The 23753-nt window shown below is 42.2% G+C and carries 17 protein-coding genes, 2 tRNA genes and 2 rRNA genes; all 21 read right to left on the bottom strand.

Annotated elements, in window-relative coordinates; translation table 11 throughout:
• Position 1: 1 nt before the first annotated feature.
• Positions 2–2921: ribosomal RNA gene (locus MUG87_RS13000) — 23S ribosomal RNA — on the bottom strand.
• Positions 2922–3065: 144 nt separating this feature from the next.
• A 16S ribosomal RNA gene (locus tag MUG87_RS12995) occupies positions 3066–4601 on the bottom strand.
• The 16S and 23S rRNA genes sit together here, the layout of an rRNA operon.
• Positions 4602–5271: 670 nt before the next feature.
• A complete protein-coding gene (lysS, locus tag MUG87_RS12990) occupies positions 5272–6762 on the bottom strand; it encodes a lysine--tRNA ligase (protein WP_247082738.1) in 1491 nt (496 codons plus the stop codon).
• A gap of 247 nt (positions 6763–7009) precedes the next feature.
• Positions 7010–8008 (bottom strand): tRNA dihydrouridine synthase DusB, encoded by a 999-nt coding sequence (dusB, locus tag MUG87_RS12985; RefSeq protein WP_247082736.1) that lies wholly within the window; start codon positions 8006–8008, stop codon positions 7010–7012.
• Between the two features lie 16 nt (positions 8009–8024).
• Positions 8025–8231 (bottom strand): helix-turn-helix domain-containing protein, encoded by a 207-nt coding sequence (locus MUG87_RS12980; RefSeq protein WP_124565636.1) that lies wholly within the window; start codon positions 8229–8231, stop codon positions 8025–8027.
• A complete protein-coding gene (folK, locus tag MUG87_RS12975; protein ID WP_247082734.1) occupies positions 8183–8698 on the bottom strand; it encodes a 2-amino-4-hydroxy-6-hydroxymethyldihydropteridine diphosphokinase in 516 nt (171 codons plus the stop codon). Before folK ends, MUG87_RS12980 begins: the two co-directional genes overlap by 49 nt.
• Positions 8695–9057 carry a dihydroneopterin aldolase gene (gene folB / locus MUG87_RS12970; RefSeq protein ID WP_247082732.1) on the bottom strand — a complete coding sequence of 121 codons (363 nt, stop codon included), beginning with the start codon at positions 9055–9057 and terminating at the stop codon, positions 8695–8697. The genes folK and folB overlap by 4 nt, the downstream gene beginning before the upstream one ends.
• Positions 9050–9889 (bottom strand): dihydropteroate synthase, encoded by an 840-nt coding sequence (gene folP / locus MUG87_RS12965; RefSeq protein ID WP_247082730.1) that lies wholly within the window; start codon positions 9887–9889, stop codon positions 9050–9052. The genes folB and folP overlap by 8 nt, the downstream gene beginning before the upstream one ends.
• Positions 9886–10761 (bottom strand): aminodeoxychorismate lyase, encoded by an 876-nt coding sequence (pabC, locus tag MUG87_RS12960; RefSeq protein ID WP_247082728.1) that lies wholly within the window; start codon positions 10759–10761, stop codon positions 9886–9888. The genes folP and pabC overlap by 4 nt, the downstream gene beginning before the upstream one ends.
• A complete protein-coding gene (gene pabA / locus MUG87_RS12955) occupies positions 10755–11342 on the bottom strand; it encodes an aminodeoxychorismate/anthranilate synthase component II (RefSeq protein WP_247082726.1) in 588 nt (195 codons plus the stop codon). Before pabA ends, pabC begins: the two co-directional genes overlap by 7 nt.
• 4 nt (positions 11343–11346) lie before the next feature.
• Positions 11347–12738, bottom strand: coding sequence for an anthranilate synthase component I (trpE, locus tag MUG87_RS12950; protein ID WP_247082724.1), 1392 nt, complete (start codon positions 12736–12738; stop codon positions 11347–11349).
• Positions 12739–13058: 320 nt separating this feature from the next.
• On the bottom strand, positions 13059–13982 hold the full coding sequence (gene cysK / locus MUG87_RS12945) for a cysteine synthase A (protein WP_247082722.1): 924 nt from the start codon (positions 13980–13982) through the stop codon (positions 13059–13061).
• A 117-nt stretch (positions 13983–14099) separates the two neighbouring features.
• Positions 14100–14978, bottom strand: a complete 879-nt coding sequence (gene hslO, locus MUG87_RS12940; protein WP_247082720.1) for an Hsp33 family molecular chaperone HslO — start codon at positions 14976–14978, stop codon at positions 14100–14102.
• An 18-nt stretch (positions 14979–14996) separates the two neighbouring features.
• Entirely contained in the window at positions 14997–15767 is a 771-nt protein-coding gene (locus tag MUG87_RS12935; RefSeq protein ID WP_247082718.1) for a type III pantothenate kinase, read from the bottom strand.
• Between the two features lie 59 nt (positions 15768–15826).
• Positions 15827–17740 (bottom strand): ATP-dependent zinc metalloprotease FtsH, encoded by a 1914-nt coding sequence (gene ftsH / locus MUG87_RS12930; protein WP_247082716.1) that lies wholly within the window; start codon positions 17738–17740, stop codon positions 15827–15829.
• A gap of 85 nt (positions 17741–17825) precedes the next feature.
• Positions 17826–18368 (bottom strand): hypoxanthine phosphoribosyltransferase, encoded by a 543-nt coding sequence (hpt, locus tag MUG87_RS12925; protein WP_247082714.1) that lies wholly within the window; start codon positions 18366–18368, stop codon positions 17826–17828.
• Positions 18365–19789 carry a tRNA lysidine(34) synthetase TilS gene (gene tilS / locus MUG87_RS12920; RefSeq protein ID WP_247082712.1) on the bottom strand — a complete coding sequence of 475 codons (1425 nt, stop codon included), beginning with the start codon at positions 19787–19789 and terminating at the stop codon, positions 18365–18367. Before tilS ends, hpt begins: the two co-directional genes overlap by 4 nt.
• Positions 19790–20144: 355 nt before the next feature.
• Positions 20145–22616 carry a stage II sporulation protein E gene (spoIIE, locus tag MUG87_RS12915; protein WP_247082710.1) on the bottom strand — a complete coding sequence of 824 codons (2472 nt, stop codon included), beginning with the start codon at positions 22614–22616 and terminating at the stop codon, positions 20145–20147.
• A 251-nt stretch (positions 22617–22867) separates the two neighbouring features.
• Positions 22868–22939: transfer RNA gene (locus MUG87_RS12910), tRNA-Glu, on the bottom strand.
• Between the two features lie 9 nt (positions 22940–22948).
• Positions 22949–23022, bottom strand: a tRNA-Met gene (locus MUG87_RS12905).
• A gap of 191 nt (positions 23023–23213) precedes the next feature.
• Positions 23214–23678: a S1 domain-containing RNA-binding protein gene (locus tag MUG87_RS12900; RefSeq protein ID WP_247082708.1), complete on the bottom strand. Its 465-nt coding sequence runs from the start codon at positions 23676–23678 to the stop codon at positions 23214–23216.
• Between the last annotated feature and the right edge of the window lie 75 nt (positions 23679–23753).

Below are 23753 nucleotides of genomic sequence, written 5' to 3'. Positions count from 1 at the left end.
TTTGGTTAAGTCCTCGATCGATTAGTATCAGTCAGCTCCACACGTCGCCGCGCTTCCACCTCTGACCTATCAACCTGATCATCTTTCAGGGATCTTACTAGCTTGACGCTATGGGAAATCTCATCTTGAGGGGGGCTTCATGCTTAGATGCTTTCAGCACTTATCCCGTCCGCACATAGCTACCCAGCGATGCCCTTGGCAGAACAACTGGTACACCAGCGGTGCGTCCATCCCGGTCCTCTCGTACTAAGGACAGCTCCTCTCAAATTTCCTGCGCCCGCGACGGATAGGGACCGAACTGTCTCACGACGTTCTGAACCCAGCTCGCGTACCGCTTTAATGGGCGAACAGCCCAACCCTTGGGACCGACTACAGCCCCAGGATGCGATGAGCCGACATCGAGGTGCCAAACCTCCCCGTCGATGTGGACTCTTGGGGGAGATAAGCCTGTTATCCCCGGGGTAGCTTTTATCCGTTGAGCGATGGCCCTTCCATGCGGAACCACCGGATCACTAAGCCCGACTTTCGTCCCTGCTCGACTTGTAGGTCTCGCAGTCAAGCTCCCTTATGCCTTTACACTCTTCGAATGATTTCCAACCATTCTGAGGGAACCTTTGGGCGCCTCCGTTACATTTTAGGAGGCGACCGCCCCAGTCAAACTGCCCACCTGACACTGTCTCCCGCCCCGATGTAGGGGCGCGGGTTAGAACTTCAATACAGCCAGGGTAGTATCCCACCGACGCCTCCACCGAAGCTGGCGCTCCGGGTTCATAGGCTCCTACCTATCCTGTACAAGCTGTACCAAAATTCAATATCAGGCTACAGTAAAGCTCCACGGGGTCTTTCCGTCCTGTCGCGGGTAACCTGCATCTTCACAGGTACTATAATTTCACCGAGTCTCTGGTTGAGACAGTGCCCAAATCGTTACACCTTTCGTGCGGGTCGGAACTTACCCGACAAGGAATTTCGCTACCTTAGGACCGTTATAGTTACGGCCGCCGTTTACTGGGGCTTCGGTTCAAAGCTTCGCTTGCGCTAACCTCTCCCCTAACCTTCCAGCACCGGGCAGGTGTCAGCCCCTATACTTCGCCTTGCGGCTTCGCAGAGACCTGTGTTTTTGCTAAACAGTCGCTTGGGCCTTTTCACTGCGGCTCTCGCTAGAGAGCACCCCTTCTCCCGAAGTTACGGGGTCATTTTGCCGAGTTCCTTAACCAGAGTTCTCTCGCACACCTTAGGATTCTCTCCTCGCCTACCTGTGTCGGTTTGCGGTACAGGCACCTTTTACCTCGCTAGAAGCTTTTCTTGGCAGTGTGGAATCAGAGAGTTCGCCCATACGGGCTTCCCCATCACAGCTCAGCCTTACGATGAGCGGATTTGCCTACTCATCAGCCTAACTGCTTAGACGCACGCGACCAGCGGTGCGCATCTCCTATCCTCCTGCGTCCCTCCATTGCTCAAACGGTAAAGAGGTGGTACAGGAATATCAACCTGTTGTCCATCGCCTACGCCTGTCGGCCTCGGCTTAGGTCCTGACTAACCCTGAGCGGACGAGCCTTCCTCAGGAAACCTTAGGCATACGGTGGATGGGATTCTCACCCATCTTTCGCTACTCATACCGGCATTCTCACTTCTAAGCGCTCCACCAGTCCTTACGGTCTGACTTCACAGCCCTTAGAACGCTCCCCTACCACTGATACCATCGGTATCAATCTGCAGCTTCGGTAGTATGTTTAGCCCCGGTACATTTTCGGCGCAGAGTCACTCGACTAGTGAGCTATTACGCACTCTTTAAATGGTGGCTGCTTCTAAGCCAACATCCTAGTTGTCTAAGCAACTCCACATCCTTTTCCACTTAACATACATTTTGGGACCTTAGCTGGCAGTCTGGGCTGTTTCCCTTTTGACCACGGATCTTATCACTCGTAGTCTGACTCCCAAGGAATAAGTCATTGGCATTCGGAGTTTGACTGAATTCGGTAACCCGAGGGGGGGCCCCTAGTCCAATCAGTGCTCTACCTCCAAGACTCTCACACTTGAGGCTAGCCCTAAAGCTATTTCGGGGAGAACCAGCTATCTCCAGGTTCGATTGGAATTTCTCCGCTACCCACACCTCATCCCCGCACTTTTCAACGTGCGTGGGTTCGGGCCTCCATTCAGTGTTACCTGAACTTCACCCTGGACATGGGTAGATCACCTGGTTTCGGGTCTACGACCACGTACTATGTCGCCCTATTCAGACTCGCTTTCGCTGCGGCTCCGTCTTATCAACTTAACCTTGCACGGGATCGTAACTCGCCGGTTCATTCTACAAAAGGCACGCCATCACCCGTAAATGGGCTCTGACTACTTGTAGGCACACGGTTTCAGGATCTCTTTCACTCCCCTTCCGGGGTGCTTTTCACCTTTCCCTCACGGTACTGGTTCACTATCGGTCACTAGGGAGTATTTAGCCTTGGGAGATGGTCCTCCCGGATTCCGACGGAATTTCACGTGTTCCGCCGTACTCAGGATCCGCTCAAGAGGGAACGAAGTTTCAACTACAGGGTTGTTACCTTCTATGACAGGCCTTTCCAGACCGTTTCGTCTACCTCGTTCCTTTGTAACTCCGTATAGAGCGTCCTACAACCCCAAGAGGCAAGCCTCTTGGTTTGGGCTAATTCCGTTTCGCTCGCCGCTACTTGGGAAATCGCATTTGCTTTCTCTTCCTCCAGGTACTTAGATGTTTCAGTTCCCTGGGTCTGCCTTCCTTACCCTATGTATTCAGATAAGGATACCATTCCATTACGAATGGTGAGTTTCCTCATTCGGAGATCTCCGGATCATAGCTTACTTACAGCTCCCCGAAGCATTTCGGTGTTAGTCCCGTCCTTCATCGGCTCCTAGTGCCAAGGCATCCACCGTGCGCCCTTTCTAACTTAACCATTAAAAAGTTTACACTTTTTGAATTACACTTGTATTGTTATCCAGTTTTCAAGGTACATGTTTGAGAGATAGTTCTCTCAAAACTGAACGAAGTTGTCAAAACGTATTCATACAATGAACAGCGTTCATTGATGTCTCCATAGAAAGGAGGTGATCCAGCCGCACCTTCCGATACGGCTACCTTGTTACGACTTCACCCCAATCATCTGTCCCACCTTAGGCGGCTGGCTCCTTACGGTTACCCCACCGACTTCGGGTGTTACAAACTCTCGTGGTGTGACGGGCGGTGTGTACAAGGCCCGGGAACGTATTCACCGCGGCATGCTGATCCGCGATTACTAGCGATTCCGGCTTCATGCAGGCGAGTTGCAGCCTGCAATCCGAACTGAGAACAATTTTATGGGATTCGCTCCACCTCGCGGTCTCGCAACCCTTTGTATTGTCCATTGTAGCACGTGTGTAGCCCAGGTCATAAGGGGCATGATGATTTGACGTCATCCCCACCTTCCTCCGGTTTGTCACCGGCAGTCACCTTAGAGTGCCCAACTGAATGCTGGCAACTAAGATCAAGGGTTGCGCTCGTTGCGGGACTTAACCCAACATCTCACGACACGAGCTGACGACAACCATGCACCACCTGTCACTCTGTCCCCGAAGGGAAAGCCCTATCTCTAGGGTTGTCAAAGGATGTCAAGACCTGGTAAGGTTCTTCGCGTTGCTTCGAATTAAACCACATGCTCCACCGCTTGTGCGGGCCCCCGTCAATTCCTTTGAGTTTCAGCCTTGCGGCCGTACTCCCCAGGCGGAGTGCTTAATGCGTTAACTTCAGCACTAAAGGGCGGAAACCCTCTAACACTTAGCACTCATCGTTTACGGCGTGGACTACCAGGGTATCTAATCCTGTTTGCTCCCCACGCTTTCGCGCCTCAGCGTCAGTTACAGACCAAAGAGCCGCCTTCGCCACTGGTGTTCCTCCACATCTCTACGCATTTCACCGCTACACGTGGAATTCCGCTCTTCTCTTCTGCACTCAAGTCTCCCAGTTTCCAATGACCCTCCACGGTTGAGCCGTGGGCTTTCACATCAGACTTAAAAGACCGCCTGCGCGCGCTTTACGCCCAATAATTCCGGATAACGCTCGCCACCTACGTATTACCGCGGCTGCTGGCACGTAGTTAGCCGTGGCTTTCTAATCAGGTACCGTCAAGGTACGAGCAGTTACTCTCGTACTTGTTCTTCCCTGACAACAGAGTTTTACGACCCGAAAGCCTTCATCACTCACGCGGCGTTGCTCGGTCAGGCTTTCGCCCATTGCCGAAGATTCCCTACTGCTGCCTCCCGTAGGAGTCTGGGCCGTGTCTCAGTCCCAGTGTGGCCGATCACCCTCTCAGGTCGGCTACGCATCGTCGCCTTGGTGAGCCGTTACCTCACCAACTAGCTAATGCGACGCGGGTCCATCTGTAAGTGATAGCCGAAACCATCTTTCCATTTTGAACCATGCGGTTCAAAAACATATCCGGTATTAGCTTCGGTTTCCCGAAGTTATCCCAGTCTTACAGGCAGGTTACCCACGTGTTACTCACCCGTCCGCCGCTAACCTCCGAAGAGGTCCGCTCGACTTGCATGTATTAGGCACGCCGCCAGCGTTCATCCTGAGCCAGGATCAAACTCTCCATAAAAGTGTTTGTCTAGCTAAAATAAATGTTGACGTTTTGTACTTCGTTCAGTTTTCAAAGAACTAACTTGCCGCTCAGAAGCGACTTTATTAATATAACATTTTGTCTTAGCCAAGTCAATAACTTTTTTCATTCAAGTTATTTTGTCAGCGACAACGTTTATAAATATAACAGCTATAAATTAGAAATGCAATAGTTTTTGTAATAAAACTTTATATAATTTTAACAGATAGCGTTTTTTAAGCTAGGAGACAGCGCAGAAGAGATTTACTTTGCTCTGAGAGCAGCAACTTCTAGTAATATTACATGTACGAAGTGAGCCATTCTTATGCTTTTTCATGACAACTTAATACAACAAAAGATTTATGCATACGTTTAATATACGAACACTTTACTCACACTTACTCTCTAAGTCGAAAAACTTTGTGCTCTCCCTTCGCTGAAGAAGGGGACTCCTGGACAATTTTAGTTCAAATTCTTTGCTGATTTCAGCGGACGATCAGAAGGTTCCGTTCCTTCCACTCTAATCAATAAGTAATTACTAACATGAAACTTTCACACTCCCAGCAAAATAAAAAATGCCCCAAAAACTATGGGGCATTTTTCTTATGAATAAACACGTGCAATTGGGTTCTCCTTTTATTATGAGGTTACCCTTTTGTCAAAATAACCGTTAGTCTTGCTTATGTCTCATCTGCGGGAATAATAATACATCACGAATAGATGGAGCATTAGTCAGTAGCATAACAAGACGGTCAATACCGATACCTAATCCGCCCGTAGGAGGCATACCGTATTCTAGCGCTTCAATATAATCATCATCCATCATATGCGCCTCATCATTTCCTTGCTCACGTTCTTTTAATTGTGCTTCAAAACGCTCTTTTTGATCGATAGGATCGTTAAGCTCAGTGAATGCATTTGCATGTTCACGCGCAACGATAAACAACTCAAAACGATCTGTGAAGCGCGGATCTTCCTCATTCTTCTTAGCTAGTGGAGAAATCTCAACTGGATGACCATAAATAAACGTCGGTTGAATTAGATGCTCCTCTACTTTTTGCTCGAAGAACTCATTAATAATGTGTCCCACTTCCATATGCTCAGTTACTTCTACACCATGTTCTTTAGCTAGAGCTCGAGCTTCTTCTACGCTCATAGGAGCCCAGAAATCCGCACCTGTTTGCTCTTTAATAGCATCCACCATGTGAACTCGTTTCCATTTTGGTTCTAAGTCTACTTCATACTCACCATACTGTACTTTTGTTGTACCAAGTACTTCTTTCGCAATATGAGCAATTAGGTTTTCTGTAAGTTCCATAATATCTTTATAGTCAGCATATGCCTCATATAATTCAATCATTGTAAACTCAGGATTATGACGAGTAGAGATACCTTCGTTACGGAATACACGTCCAATTTCATATACTTTTTCTAAACCGCCGACAATCAAACGTTTTAAATGCAGCTCGATAGCGATACGCATATATAGTTGCATATCTAAAGCGTTGTGATGTGTAATGAATGGACGAGCAGACGCACCACCTGCAATCGCATGCATCATAGGTGTTTCTACTTCTAAATAGCCATTGTCATCTAAATACCTTCTCATGGATTGAATAATTTTACTGCGAGCAATGAATGTTTTACGACTTTCCATGCTCGTAATCAAATCTAAATAGCGTTGACGATATCGTTGTTCAATATCTTTCAAGCCATGATATTTATCAGGTAGCGGACGAAGAGACTTTGTCAACAGCGTGAAGTCTGTGACTTTAATAGATAATTCGCCGACTTTCGTTTTAAATACTGTACCTGTCACACCAACAAGGTCACCTAAGTCAGCGCTATTGAACAACTCATATTGTTCTTCTCCCACCGCATCTTGTCTTACATAGATTTGAATTTGATTATGCAAATCCTGAACATGAGCAAAGCCCGCTTTACCTTTTCCACGCTTTGTCATGATACGTCCAGCAATAGAAACAGAGATTCCTTTTTCATCAAGCGCTTCTTTCTCTACTTCACCATAAAGTGCTAGCAATTGATCAGTAGAGTGCGTACGCTCAAATCGCTTACCAAACGGGTCCATTCCTTTTTCAAATAGTTTTTGCAACTTATCACGGCGGACCTGCAACTGGTCATTTAATTCTTCGTAGCTCATTACATCAACTCCAGATTGTTAAATTTACAATAATACATAGTATAACACTTTCTTTCAAGTATATATAAGTACAAGCAGAAAAACCAATATTCTTTTAAGATGAGAGGGCAAAGTAAGTCATGAACGACAAGCAGACTCTCCATTTTTATGAAGCTCTTTGCATTTACTCAATCTCTTTATCTTCCTACGAAACAAGGGCATCCCGTGACTACAGGACACCCTCTTTCATCTGTAATTATTATAAAAGTTAGCCTACCTGAATTGCTGCCTGCTTGTTCTCCATTTCTTCAGCAAATGCATGAAGCAACGAAACCATATCTTCTCTCGTGTTACATTCATTTACTGCGTTTCTTACTTTCGCGTTTCCGCGTACACCTTTTAAATACCACGCTGCATGCTTACGCATTTCTCTAACTGCAATTTTTTCATTCTTTAAGGCAATTAATCGGTCTAAATGCAGAATACATACATCCATTTTTTCTCTTACACCTGGCTCATCCATTAGTTCGCCTGTCTCTAAATATTTAACAGTTCTATAAATCATCCATGGGTTACCGAGAGCTGCACGGCCAATCATCACACCATCTACACCGATTTCATCAAGCATACGCTTTGCATCTTGCGGTGTTTCGACGTCCCCATTTCCGATAACAGGGATTTTAAGCGCCTGCTTTACTTGCTTAATGTAGCTCCAGTCTGCTTTACCCTCATACATTTGAGAGCGCGTTCGACCGTGAACTGCTACAGCCTGTCCTCCTGCTCGTTCAACAGCTAAAGCATTCTCAATTACATAGATGTGATCTTCATCCCAACCAAGACGCATTTTGACTGTAACTGGCTTTTGGACCGCATCTACTACGGACGCTACCATTTCATATACCTTGTTCGGGTTAAGAAGCCACTTTGCACCCGCATCACATTTTGTGATTTTTGGCACGGGGCATCCCATATTAATATCAATAATATCAGCAGTTGTATTTTTATCTACAAACTTGGCCGCTTCGACTAATGTTTCTTTTTCGCCGCCAAAGATTTGTAAGCTCAAAGGTTTTTCACGTTCATCAATATATAACATATCCATCGTTTTTTGATTATTAAATAGAATAGCCTTATCACTCACCATCTCCGCACAAACAAGTCCTGCACCAAATTCTTTTACTGTTAAACGAAATGCAGAGTTGCATACGCCTGCCATCGGTGCTAGCACAACCGGATTTTTCATTTCAATATTACCTATTTTTAACATACTCTCTCCTCCTCTCTTACTCCTTAGGTTTTAATTCCTCTATTGAAACATTCAACTCTTTAATAACTTGTAAAATAAATTCTTCACTCGGGAGTCGGTTACCACGTTCAATTTCTCCCAAAATAGAAACTGATATACCTAGACGCTTCGCAAAGCCTTCTTGTGTGTATCCTTTTAATTTTCTAAAAGCGCGGATGCGCCTTCCCCACTTGTCCGCTTCCATACCGTAACTCCTTCTCGCCTTATCATCTCTTCTAGTTGCATATCTGAAATAGCTTGTTTAACATCTTCATTGATATCACAAAGAGGTGCCAGTACAAATGCCCTTTCATACATACGAGGATGCGGGACAATAAGGCTCTCTGTTTCAATATTTTCGTGATTATACAGCAAAATGTCAAGGTCAATTGTACGAGGTCCCCAGCGAATTTCCCTTTTTCTTCCCAATTTCATTTCAATACTTTGCATAGTTTCCAAGAGTTGATGTGGCTTCAGATTGGTAGAAACTTGTATGGCGATATTAAGAAACGACGCTTGTTCTACATATCCTACCGGTGCAGTTTCATAAACAGTAGACACCTTTTCTACTTTAATGTTATCTGATTCATTCAGTAAGGAAACTGCTTGCTTTAAATACCCAAATCGATCTCCAATATTAGAACCTATTCCTATATATGCTATGTTTGTCATGTACGGCTCCTTGTAATCTCAACCGCCACCTCACGATAATGGCCAGGAATAGGCGGATCTGGTTTAATCACCTTCACTGTGCAAGATTGAATACTTTCATATTGATGCAAGACTTCCGTAGCGATACTTTCAGCAACAGATTCAACAAGCTTATATGGCTTGCCCTGCACAATTTTTTCACATAGCTGATACAACTCTCCATAATTTACCGATTCTGAAAGGTCATCTGTCATTCCTGCTCGACGTAAATCAAGGTGGACTGTTAAATCTACTTTAAATCGTTGTCCCAACCTTGTCTCTTCAGGAAACACACCATGATATCCATAGAACTCCATCTCTTTCACAAAAATTTTATCCAATCAAAACACTTCCCTTGCCCAGCATGGCATCCATCATTTTGGCCATTCTTGCTGTTTCTAGTACATCATGTACACGTACAATATCGCATCCTTTTTGGATACCTAAGCAAACCGTTGCCCCGCTCCCCTCCATTCTTTCCTCTACAGGAAGATCCAGCACATGCCCAATAAACGACTTTCTGGAAGTACCGAGCAATACAGGATATCCAAGTACGGTTAGCTGTTCTAAATTGCGCATAACCTCTAGATTTTGTTCTTGCGTCTTTGCAAAACCAATTCCTGGATCTAAAATGATATTTTCATCCCTGACGCCGGCGCGTTTCACAATTCTAACGCTTTCGTATAAATCACCGATCATATCGGCAAGTAAATTTCGATAGTTTTGGTTATCACGGTTATGCATTAACACAATAGGAACCTCATAATATGCCGCGACTTCTGCCATTTTAGGATCAGCTTTTGCCCCCCAAATGTCATTGATAATATGAGCTCCAGCTTCAATAGCCTGACGAGCTACCTCCGCTTTATATGTATCGACAGATATAGGAGCGGAAACTTGTTTAGATACAGCTTGAATAATAGGGATAACACGGTTTAACTCTTCTTCCTGCGATACCTTACTTGCACCAGGGCGTGTAGACTCCCCTCCGATATCAATGATATGTGCGCCTTGCTCAACCATCTCTTTTGCTCGGTTAACAGCTGCATGCACTTCATCATATGTTCCACCGTCGGAAAAAGAGTCTGGTGTAATGTTCAATATCCCCATAATTATTGTTTTTTCAGAAATACGAAGTTCATAAGGCCCACACGCTATATTATATCTGTTCATAACCCTTCTCCTTTCGCAACATCCTCGACACGCCATAAAGTGTTACGATGTTGCCTGTATGCATGACTAAGTTCATTTGTAATCTCACCTTGTTTTCCGGGAAATAAAATCGAGGAAATTTTGTGAATTGGTACAATTTCTTGAATCGAGTTAGTGACAAATACTTCTGTACTATTAAGGAGCTGCTCTTCTGTGTATAAACCTTCTTCTACCTTATATCCAAGGCTCTTAGCTAAACATATCACGAAATTTCGAGTGATACCGTTTAAAATCCCTGTTTCAACGGAAGGTGTATACAACGTATTATCTTTGCTAAAAAAGATGTTTGATACAACACCCTCTGCCAGCCAGCCTTCTTTTGTCAAAAATAAACCTTCCTTGTTTACGTCCGCTCCTACTTCCCTTTTACCAAGAACATTATTCATATAGTGGTGTGACTTTAAACGCCAAGGTCCCTCCGGCGTATTTCGAGCTATTTGTAGAATAACTCCTTCTTTTTCAACGGTAATATTAGATAAAGGTAGTGGCTTAATGAACATAATAACAGACGGTTTTGTATAAGGCGTTACCTGCAAGCCTACTTCGCCATTACCCGCTGAAACATTTAAGCGAATATACGCATCCTTTATACCATTTTTTCGCAATAGCTCTTGGAGAATATCCAATACGACTGCTTTGTCTATATTCCATTCAATATTTAAAAAAGCAAGAGCGGCAACAAGCCGCTCATAATGATCCTGAAACAAAAAGGGATGACCGTTATATACACGGAACGTTTCGAATACCCCTAGGCCATATAAAAAACCATGATCATAAGGAGATATTTTTGCATCCGCTTCTTCTACATATGAGCCGTTCACATAAATTAACATATTGTTTCTTTCCTACTGTAGTGTGCAATAAAGTTTTGCAGCAACTCCTTACCATGTGTCGTCATAATGGACTCAGGATGAAATTGTACACCTTCAACCGCTAATGTTTTATGTCTCACTCCCATAATTTCGCCTTGCTCTGTCCAGGCAGTAACCTCTAAACAATCCGGCAATGTCTCTTTTTTAACGATTAGAGAATGATATCGAGTCGCGTGAAACGGACTTGGTATATCTTTAAACACTGTACGTCCATCGTGGTACATTAAAGATGTCTTCCCGTGCATTAAGCGGTCTGCGCGAATTACATCTCCTCCAAATACCTGCGCAATAGCTTGATGTCCTAAACACACGCCAAAAATAGGTATTTTTCCTGCAAAATGTTTGATAACCTCCAAACTAATCCCCGCTTCATTTGGACTGCACGGACCTGGAGATATCATTAAAAAGGAAGGCTCCATTGCTTCAATCTCTTCTATTGTAAGTTCATCGTTTCTTTTTACGATGAGTTCTTGTCCTAACTCTCCCAGAAACTGCACAAGATTAAAGGTAAAGGAATCATAGTTATCAATCATTAAAATCATATCTTTACTCACCCACCTGTTCACTAGCTTCTTTAGCACGCCATAAAGCCACTGCTTTTTTTAATGATTCCTTATATTCATTTTGAGGATTTGAATCAATAACTATACCAGCTCCCGCCTGTACATGCGCATATCCACCCTTAGCCAGCAATGTACGAATCACAATGTTAAGCTCCATTTCACCGGAAAAGCTAATCCATCCAATAGAGCCTGTATAAATACCTCTTCGAACCGGCTCTAACTCTTCAATAATTTCCATTGTGCGGATTTTAGGTGCTCCTGTAATCGTACCGCCTGGAAACACTGCTTTTAAAATATCAAATGCATCTTTTCCTTCCTCTAGTTCACCGCGAACATTAGAGACAATATGCATCACATGGGAATACTTTTCAATCGCCATAAATTCATTTACTTCTACCGTACCATAACGACAAACACGTCCCAAGTCATTGCGTTCCAAATCTACGAGCATCACATGTTCAGCACGCTCTTTTTCATTTTCAATGAGTTCTTTTGCTAAAACTTCATCTTCTTGTGCGTCTTTTCCTCTTGAACGAGTACCAGCAATAGGACGGGTACTAACTTCCATCCCTGCTTTTTTAATAAGCAATTCTGGTGAGCCGCTCACAATTTGAAAATCACCTAGCTCCATATATCCCATATACGGTGATGGATTAATCTCACGTAATTTCTCATAAATTTCAATAGGATGAGAACGTAATGGCTGCGATTGTCTTACAGATAAATTAACCTGAAATACATCACCTGACGCAATATACTCTTGAATACGCTCTACAGCTTTTACAAACTCGTCTTCCGTAAACGACACGTGAGGATTGGATTCGTAAATATTTCGGAGTGGGATATATACGGAATCTACCTGCTGCGTCCATATATGCTGCAGATATTGCAGGCGCTCTGCTGCCTGCTTTTCATCATGATGACGCACCATTATCCACAACACGCGCTCTTTATGATCAAATACAATCACTTCATCGTATATCATCAAGAAAACATCCGGTAGTTCTAAATCATCTTGTGCTTTATCATCAAGACGCTCTATGTATCGAATACAATCATAGCTAAAATACCCCATAGCCCCACCCTGAAAAGGAGGCAAAGAGTCATCGTGTTCAACGTAACGTGCGGCCATGTAGTTCTTTACTAGATCTAGGGGGTTTCCTTTCAGAACGGATTCTTGGCCATTTTCCTGAATACGAAGCTCTTCACCTTTCCCACGTAAAACCGCTACCGGTTCCAGCCCTGCAATGCTGTAGCGACCACCGCGACCACTCTCTAAAATGAAGTGCTGTAGCTTAGATTGCGATAAAAATTTATATTGAAGAAAAACATCCTTTTCGTACGGCATAGAAACAGCGAATATTTGTTGCTTCATATTCACACCTCATATCAATTAGTTAGTACGCTTCCATTCTACACGATGTTTTTAGTCTCTTCACTCTTTTTTAAAAAGGCTCTGTTAAAATTCCTTTTTGATTTTCAATGCATGACGAGGGATAAAGAGTATCTTCAGCGCTACAATCCCCCTCTCCCAGCCAACCGATAACTACTCATTATCGGTATCAACTGGAAGTTATAACACTCTCTTTAAGAAGAGTAAAGCTGCTACTCTGTGCTTATTGTTATACCGAGTAAGAAATCCTAACCAAAAAGAGGGCATCCCCTTAATTTTCTAAGGGATGCCCTCTTTGTTATTTAAGATTCAAATTGGTATAGAGGTGTGCTTAGGTAACGTTCGCCGTTGCTTGGGATGATAGCCAAAACCTTCTTGCCTTTACCAAGGCGCTTTGCCACTTCTAGTGCAGCGTAGATAGCGGCTCCCGAGGAAATCCCTACAAGAATTCCTTCATTTTTGCCTACTAAACGTGCATATTCAAAGGCTTGCTCATTTTTTACTGTAATAACCTCATCATAGATACCTGTATCCAATGTATCCGGCACAAAGCCAGCGCCGATTCCCTGGATTTTATGAGGACCTGGTTTACCACCCGATAGAACTGGGGAATCTGCAGGCTCAACTGCAATAATTTGTAGATTTGGATACTTTTCTTTTAATACTGCACCAGCACCGGAGATGGTTCCACCAGTTCCAATCCCAGAAACAAAAGCATCCAATTGTTCACCCATTTGTTCAATGATTTCAGGACCTGTTGTTAAACGATGAACTTCAGGATTCGCTTCGTTTTTAAATTGCTGGGGCATAAAGTATCCGTGCTCTTTCGCAAGCTCTTCTGCTTTGCGAATAGCACCTCCCATCCCTTCCGGGCCAGGTGTTAAAACCAATTCTGCCCCGTAAGCACGCAACAAATTGCGACGTTCCATGCTCATCGTTTCAGGCATAACTAAGATTGCTTTATATCCTTTTGCTGCGGCCACCATAGCTAATCCGATTCCCGTGTTTCCACTTGTCGGTTCAATTAGTGTGTCGCCTTCCTTCAGTAATCCTTTCTTCTCTGCAGCTTCAATCATTGCTAAAGCAATACGATCCTTTACACTGCTGCCAGGATTCATGAACTCCAGCTTCAAGTAGATATCAGCACTATCCTCATCGACAATGCGATTTAGCTTCACAATTGGTGTTTTTCCAATCAAATCTGAAACAGATTGTGCAATCTTCATCTCCGTCACCCCTATTACCAAGTAATTTTATTGAATTTATAAACATTTTTACAGAGTGCTCATCATTTGTCAATCGTAATCACTTGGTATTGTTTATATTTTTTAGAAAAGTTAAAATTATTTTATTTCTTCGATAATCTGCGTTAAGTCCTCTTCTGTAAAAATATAGCGCTCGTTACAGAAATGACAATGTACTTCTGTTTTATCCTCTTCTTCACGCATTGCTTCCAATTCACTTTTTCCTAAGCTGACTAATACAGCTTCAATACGTTCCCTTGAACACGTGCATTTAAAAGCAACATCCAAATGCTCTAGAATCTTCAGGTTTTCTTCCCCTACCAGTTCGTGCAGCATTTGCTCAGGTGTAAAACCTTGTTCAACCATTTGAGAAACTGGGAGGATTGTTTTTAATTTATTTTCCAGGAAGGTAATCGTTTCCTCCTGCGCCCCAGGCATGATTTGCAAAATAAATCCACCAGCTGCCAATATACTATCATCACCATTCACAAGTACCCCAACACCAACTGAAGCTGGCGTTTGCTCTGACACAGCAAAATAATAAGTAAAGTCTTCTCCAAGCTCTCCTGAAACAATTGGAACCTGACCTGTAAATGGTTCTCTCATACCTATATCTTTTATAACGGTTACATATCCTTCCGTACCAACTGCTTGATAAACACGAAGCTTATTTTGCTCGTTCGCTTCAAAATCAACATGCGGATTTGCTACGTAACCACGAACCTCACCTTTAGCATTGGCATCAACTAGAATATGCCCAAGTGGCCCGTTTCCTTCCACCTTGATAGTAAGCTTTTGCTCACCTTTTAGCATAGCGCCCATCATAGCCCCTGCAGTTAGCGATCTTCCTAACGCGGCTGACGCTGTTCTCCATGTATCATGACGTCTTTGCGCTTCTCGTACAGTCTCGGTTGTAATTGTTGCATATGCGCGCACCTCACCATTGAAAGCAAGTGCTTTTACTAAATAATCCTTCATATCTAAATCACCCTTCTCTTATTGAATTACATTACGCTCATAAAGCATGTATAGCCCTTTTAATGTTAAAAATGGATCGACAATATCGATTACATCCGACTCTTCAGCAATCAATTTTGCCAGTCCGCCTGTGGCAATGACCAATGGATCTGTTTTGGCTTGCTCTTTCATACGCTTTACAATGCCCTCTACTTGACCAACATAGCCGAATAAAATTCCTGCTTGCATAGCACTAATCGTATTTCGTCCAATTACTTCACTTGGACGAGTAATTTCGATTCTAGGAAGCTTTGCAGCTCGGCTATATAAAGCTTCTGCCGAAATCATAATACCAGGTGTAATAGCCCCACCCATATAGTTTTTGTGTTCATCAATATAGCAATACGTTGTTGCTGTACCAAAATCTACAATAATCAACGGACCTCCATACATTTGGATGGCAGCCACAGCATTTACAATACGGTCAGCACCTACTTCACGTGGATTTTCATATTTAATATTAAGACCTGTTTTAATCCCTGGCCCTACTACAAGCGGTTTGCGTTTAAAATACTTTTCACACATTCTCTCTAAAGCAAACATAATAGGAGGAACTACAGAGGAGATAATAATTCCTGTAATATCACTAAACTGAATACCCTCGTGCTGTAGTAGTTGCTTCACAAGCATACCGTACTCATCTTCCGTTTTATTCCGATTTGTCTCTACTCGCCAATGTTGTCTAAGCGTCCTTTGTTCGAAGACGCCCAGAACCGCGTTTGTATTTCCCACATCTAGCACAAAAATCATATCTTCACACTCCCTACTGCATGTTCATTATCTTGCAAGAAAAAAGGAGTGACGTAAAGTCACTCCTTTGGCTCTTCTTCTTTTGCTTCATCTTTTTTAGCGGAAATATTAACTTTCACTTCATCTGTATTAAGCGTAGTTGCCTTTCTATCAGGCATTACACCATTTTCAAACAAACTTTTAATTTGTTCCGCATCCAAAGTTTCCACTTCAAGCAACGTTTTTGCAATGAGCTCAAGCTTATCACGATTATCAGTTAGGATTTGCTTCGCGCGAGCATAAGACTCTTTCATGATACGTTGCATTTCCAAATCGATTTCATGAGCAATAGCATCGCTGTAGTTTTGCTCGGAATGGAAGTCTCTGCCCAAGAATACTTGACCTTGTGAGTTTCCAAACTGCATAGGACCGAGTTTATCGCTCATACCGAATTCTGTTACCATTCTTCTTGCAATGCCCGTTGCGCGTTGGAAGTCATTGTGAGCACCTGTACTTACTTCACCAAACACGATTTCCTCAGCAACACGACCACCTAACAATCCTGCAATCTTATCCAACAGCTCCGGTTTTGTCATGAAGTAACGATCTTCTTTTGGAAGCATAACAGCATAACCACCGGCTTGCCCACGAGGAACAATTGTTACTTTATGCACCATATCTGCTTCATCAAGAACCATACCGATTACTGTATGACCCGCTTCATGATAAGCGACAATGTTTCTTTCTTTTTGAGAGATTACACGGCTCTTTTTAGCTGGACCTGCAATTACACGGTCCGTCGCCTCATCGATATCCTCCATGTCAATCTTCTTCTTGTTTTGACGAGCTGCTACAAGCGCAGCCTCATTCAATAGGTTTTCTAAATCAGCGCCTGAGAAGCCCGGTGTGCGCATTGCAATAGCACGCAGGTTGATGCTTTCATCAAGCGGTTTGTTACGAGCATGTACTTTTAATACTGCTTCACGACCATTTACATCTGGACGATCAACCGTAATTTGACGGTCAAAGCGGCCAGGACGCAATAAAGCTGGATCTAGGATATCAGGACGGTTTGTAGCCGCTACGATAATAATACCTTCGTTCGCGCCGAACCCATCCATTTCAACAAGCAATTGGTTTAGCGTTTGTTCACGCTCATCATGACCACCGCCAAGACCAGCGCCACGCTGACGACCTACCGCATCAATTTCATCAATAAAAATGATACAAGGTGCATTCTTTTTGGCATTTTCAAACAAGTCACGTACACGTGAAGCACCGACACCGACAAACATCTCTACGAAGTCAGAACCACTGATAGAGAAGAACGGCACGCCAGCTTCTCCAGCTACAGCTCTTGCCAGCAATGTTTTACCAGTTCCCGGAGGACCCACTAATAGAACCCCTTTTGGAATACGTGCACCTAGCTCTGCAAATTTACGAGGATCTTTCAAAAACTCAACAACTTCCACAAGTTCTTGTTTTTCCTCATCTGCTCCCGCAACATCACGGAAACGAACTTTCTTTTTATCATCGTTATATAGCTTCGCCTTACTTTTACCAAAGTTCATAACGCGACTACCGCCGCCTTGCGCTTGGTTTAATAAGAAGAAGAATAAAATAAAGATGATAACAAATGGAATGATAGAAGTGAAGAACGTTACCCACGCGCTCGTTTCTTCGGCAGGTTGATAATTCACTTTTGTATTTTTCGCACTGTCATTTAATTTCTTTTGCAACTCTTCTGTGTTGGCTGCATACGTCACGAAAAATTCATCCTTATTATATTCCGTGAATTGTCCTTTAAGCTCAAACACACCATTTTTCGGTTGCAAATTAACTTCCTTGACCTCTCCCTTATCTAAGCGATCCAGGAATGTATCATAGCGAACCGGCTTTGTTTGTTGGCTTGAACCATTGAAATAGCTTACCACACCGATTACAACTAAAAATATTAATAAATAAAAGATGGTATTACGGAAGATCCGATTCATTCCTAACCTCCTCTCACAGCATAAACACTATAATAAATAGTAACATACAAAAACTTTCCTATCCAATTGTAAGGCTTATGTATTATTAGCTTGAATACACACTAGGTTTTAATACACCAATATACGGCAAATTACGATACTGCTCTTTGTAATCCAAACCGTAACCAACCACAAACTCATTTGGTACGATATAACCTACGTAGTCCGCTTGGATATCAATTTTTCTTCCTGTCGGCTTATCGAGCAAGGTTACAATTTTTACTGATTTGGCTTTGCGATATTTAAACAGATCCACTAAGTAACTTAATGTTAAACCGCTGTCGATAATATCTTCGACGATTAAAATATCACGACCTTCGACAGAAGTATCTAAATCCTTTAGGATCTTTACTTCTCCCGTAGACACTGTAGAATGTCCATAGCTGGAAACCGCCATGAAATCCATCTCTAGGTAAGCATCTGTACGTTTTAAAAGATCTGCCATGAATGGCATCGCACCCTTTAGTACACCTACTGCCAACGGAATCGTGTCTTTGTAGTCTCGTGCGATAATAGCGCCGAGCTCTCTTACCTTCTCTTGAATTTGTTCTTCAGATACAAGTACCTTTTCAATATCTTGATTCATCATTTACTTATCCTCCTAGAAGACTCCTTGCTGTTGTAACGAATGAGTATATAATGCCCATGCTCCGTTGATGATGTGGCCCACGCAGATTGCTTTAGCAAGGGAATCCAGATAATCTCCCCTTGTACATCACAAACAATAGGCCAACTGTCTCTTTGCTGCTTCGGCACTTTTTCTTCAATAAAGATAGCTTTTATCTTTTTTGTACCGTTCATACCTTTTATCGTCATACGATCTCCATTTTTTCTTGTTCGAACGCTCAATGGTGTAGAAATCGCGTCATACGAGCCGACAAACAAAGAAGAATCAGACGTATGTGGGTATAACTTGCTTACCTCTGCCGTAACCTCATCTCCATTTGGTAGCACTACTTTTCCAGGCACTGGGAGGTTGTAAAAAAACTCCTCAGGCTTTTCTGAAAAAAAGTAAAATTCGCATTCTGTATAGGAACGCATTACCTTAAGTCCAACTGGAAAATCAAGTGAACCGGAAGGGTGAGGACGCCGTAAAAAAGATAGCGCTTGCTCAATATGTATAGAAGAAAGTGAAGAAGGAAGCTGGTATTCATAAAGATAGTTTAATATTAGTTGAATACCTCTTCTTTGTAAAGGCATAGGCAAGGATTCAAAAGCAGGAATTGAAATTACTATGCGATTTTTGTCTTTTTTCTTAATTACTGTATTCAGCTTTTCAAAAGCTAATTCCTGCAAATATTTCTCATCCTCTTCAACAAACTTGCTAAACCGCTGCAAATGAACGTGTACATTCGGATTTTCCTGTTTTAAAAAAGGGAGAATATATTTACGAAACCTATTCCTTGTATACGTGTCCTTCTCATTACTTGGATCATTTCGATAGATAATACCTTGATCTGCACAATAAGCTTTTATATCATCTTTAGTCACTGAAAGGAACGGACGTATAATTATACCACCGGCAAATGTTCGCTTAACAGGTATACCTGCATATCCCTTTGATATACTCCCTCGTACCATTCGCATCATAATCGTCTCTATTTGGTCATCACCATGATGTGCGAGTGCCAAACAGTCCGCTTGATACTTTTCCATTACCTTCGCAAAATGACCATATCGGCATTCCCGAGCTGCTTCCTGTACACCTAAACCATTTTCTTTTTGATATTGACTTACATTTACTTGTGCCGCTTCGCAAGTAAGGTTGAATTCTTCACAAACCTTTATTACATGATGCATATCCGCAGCTGACTGCTCTCCCCTAAACATATGATCAATATGGGCCACAATAATCTGTAAATGGTAGCGCTCTTTAATTCCCTGAAGATAATACAACAGAGCCATAGAATCCATACCGCCGGATACTCCCACTACAACTGTAGTGTGCATATTTAATAGTTCATTCTCGAAAATAAAACGCTCTACCTGAGAGACAAATGAAACACTCAAAACGCAATCACCTTCTATAAGCATGTTTCTTATTGTTATCGTACCATTATTTTATCTCTATTCGCAAAAAAAAGGCAGTATAAGCCTTAAAACACGCAATCTTTACAAAGAATCCCTACAAGTACATTGCTGTTGCTGCCTACTATCGTTACCTTTTGGTCTCTATTAAAGTTCATTGTTGAGTTCTCTACTCTAAAGGATTTCTTTTCACAGACCTTTCATACACCAATCAGCAAATACTCCATTATCAATATTACAATTTAATATAAGCTGTTTATTAAAAAAAATCCGAGATGCATCTCGGATTTTTCACAATTGTATACATCTAGCATCGACAAAAGGGATTGTTCTTATACTATTGAATTTGCTTACTAGCAATTGGAATGGTAGCCCACTTTGGCATATTTTTTTCTATCTTTGCCACTACTACTGTCATATCATCTTCAATAAATCCACCTCTAGAACGAATTACCTCTTCTATGAGAATATCAGCAATTTCTTGGGGATCTTGTGTCTGTATCTCTTTAATCTTTCTCTTCATCCATGCCTCATGATTTTCTACATGCTTAGGCCCTTCAAAGATACCGTCACTCATCATAATAAGTAAGTCCCCGCTTTTTAATTGCTCGCTAATCACATCAACCTCAAACTCCTCGATAATACCGATTGGCAAGTTGCTTCCTTCTACCTTAATTACGCGATCTCCCCGCTTTACAAAGCTTGGTGTTGACCCTACCTTAATAAACTTAGCGGTAGCATCTCTTAAATCTACCATAGCCAAGTCTAACGTTGTAAAAATTTCTTCTGTGGTACGCAGTGATAGAATGGAATTAATTGCTTTAATTGCAATCGTTTCTTGAATGCCGGACTGTAAGATTTTTTGAAGAAGCTTTAATGTCTCCTTACTTTCCATATGTGCACGTTCACCATTTCCCATGCCATCACTAATTGCCAATGCGTATTTTCCCGCACCCAGCTCCATCGTAGAATAAGAATCACCTGATAGCAGTCCTCCACCCATCGCTGCCGTTGCGATGCCCGTATCAACCGAGAACGTTTTCGCTGATCCAAAGCTTACTGTACTCATCCCATGCGGATAAGGAGACCGCTCTTCACGAACAACAAAAACGGTTTCTTTTAGAATATCTGATAACATAGGGGCAATTAATTTCTCACACTCACCCCGCTCGTTACTTACATTCGGAATCGTCATTTCAATATCTACATTGCCTTGGTCTAAACAATATATATCCACATTGCCAATCTCAACACCAAAACTCCGCAAGCATTCTATAATTTGCTCCTCTTGCACTTGGTGATTCTCTTTCTCTCTTTGGATTTCTTTCGCAAAATCCTCCATTACCTTTGAAACACCCTGTAGCTGTTCTGCTACTAGGCGACGATTTTCTCGCATTTGTCTGCGCATTTCTTGATCATTATAGAAATGCATTAAGTCTCGATCAACTACATCCATAACCTGCGAAGCTCGCATACAATGCTTGCTCCATTCTTTATGAAACTTCCGATTGCGCGCAAGCGTTCCTTCTTCTGTTTGCGCCATAATCTCTTTCATGTATTCATAGGTTTGTTCCGGTTTTACAGACCAACACTGCTCCTTTTTAAAGCAATTGTTACAAGTTTTTTTTGTAACATGCTCTAGGAACAAATCGATTTGTTCATCCTTATCCATTTCTTGCACATACCCATAGGTAGAAAAGCTGTTGGACAATGCTTGAAAAACATTAGCAAATCTTGCTATCTTTTGTGAAGTTACATCACGCATTTTCCGTAAATACTGCTGCTGATCTGCGGAATTCTCCACAGTGCCAGGAACGAATCTTGCCAGCTTGTCTAGCAAAAATTTAGGTGTAAAAAGAAAGATTGCAATGGCTGCTACTGATTCTAACAATGTAATCGCAATATCAGCCTGTTTATCTACATATAACGTAATCAGGCTAGTTCCAATCAGTAGACCTAGACCAACACCAATTCGCTTCCCTTCTTTCAGCATGCCACCAAGCAAACCTGAGAAAGCTAATAAACTCAATTGATATAAGCTCGCTACATTCGCTAAACTAAGAATTAAACCCGTTACAACACCAACTGTGGATCCAATTGCAGCGCCCGCAGTAAATGCGGATATTAAGACAAGGTAACGTGTGAAAATGTGCTGTACTGATAATCCATAGATATACCAGTCTGTTGTACCAGTAAGTACCGATGCCAATAAAATAATTAAACAAACAACCTCCTCTGTTTCTAGAGGCTGTTGTTTTCCTTTTCTTTCAGTAAGAAGAGGAACACTTTGCAAAAAAATCATTGTTAGCACAAAACTAAGGCCAGCTTCAATGGTACTAATGAAAACATCGTACAATACGAGAGATTGTTCCGTGAAATAAACAACAGTAAGGTGAGCTGTTAAAGCGGATAAAAATACTTGGAAAGGAACAAGACCGATTATTTTCTTTGTAAACCTGGCGAAAAACAGGTTGTACACGAAAAACATAAAGATCGAGGCAAATGTAAATGCTGTATTTTCGAGAGAGACCGTCAAGGCTCCTCCCATCAGCGCTAAAAAGGCCAGTGCCGTTTTTTCGCGCTTCATTACATATACAGCCGCAAAGAAAGGAAGTGCAAATGGTAGAATATTACTTAGAATATACGCTCTTCCTAATAAGAACCCAATTAAAACAATAACAAAGCCCCATCGAAAAAAAACACTCTCAATGACTGACTTAATTTTACTTGTCCAATTTGATAAATTCGCTTGACCGCGGTTCATCGCCAATATCCCTGCTTCTACCGTACTTTTTTCAGTTCTTGGCATACTTTTCACACCACCCGCATATTTTATTACTTGTATTATAAAATGATGCAAGCAGTTTTTTTGTCAAAATAGCAAGTTTGTTTTTTTGAATTGTTCGACTTTTTACCATAAATACTTCCATATGTATACACATTTGTTGGTTCTTCTTTATTACAAGTGTAGAAATTTATACAGATTGTATCTCTTTTTGTAGAAGAGCGTATATAAAAAAACGAAAAAGATCAAACCAAATTGGTTTGATCTTTTCATGATGACCCGTACGGGATTCGAACCCGTGTTACCGCCGTGAAAGGGCGGTGTCTTAACCACTTGACCAACGGGCCTTAATGGGATAGCGGCGGAGGGGATCGAACCCCCGACCTTACGGGTATGAACCGTACGCTCTAGCCAGCTGAGCTACACCGCCATATTGTATAATTCCTTAACGGACAATTACTATAATAACTATTATCCTGATATATGTCAACGTCTTTTTTTAATTTTTATATACGTATCAAAAAAGTTATTTTAGATAGACTATCTCTACTTATAATGCATGTGATGTTTCCTTCGCACAAGTAAAAAAGGCACTCGCACTCGAATGCCCTTCACCCTTAGTTAACCGCGTCTTGCACCACGGCCACCGCGCTTAGATTCTGTATTTCTTTTTAACGAAGACAAACGATCTTCACTTTCCTTTAGGAAACGAAGCATTTTTTGCTCAAAATTTTCTTTCGGAGCACGCTCTTCTCTATCGCGTCCACGACCACCGCGATCACGATCACCATAAGGGCGATTGTTATTGCGTTGCGGACGATTTGGACGTTGCTCAGCAGTTGCTCCTTCGCGCTCTTTCGCTTTCTTAATAGAAAGTCCAATCTTACCATCTTTTTCAACGTTGATGACTTTTACTTCCACTTGATCGCCAACTTTAAGATGATCATTGATGTCTTTTACATAGTTATCTGCAACTTCACTAATGTGGACGAGACCTGTTACTCCATCTGGCAGCTCTACAAAAGCTCCAAAATTAGTAATACCTGTTACTTTTCCTTGTAACTTGCTGCCTACCTCAATTGCCATAAAAAAAATGCTCCTCCTTAGGTTTGAAAAGGTCGATTTTACTACATTATATATAATCCTAAAATACAGTGTCAA

It is taken from the genome of Ectobacillus sp. JY-23, assembly GCF_023022965.1.
Classification (GTDB): Bacteria; Bacillota; Bacilli; order Bacillales; family Bacillaceae_G; genus Ectobacillus.
This window is presented reverse-complemented; position numbering and strand designations above follow the sequence as displayed.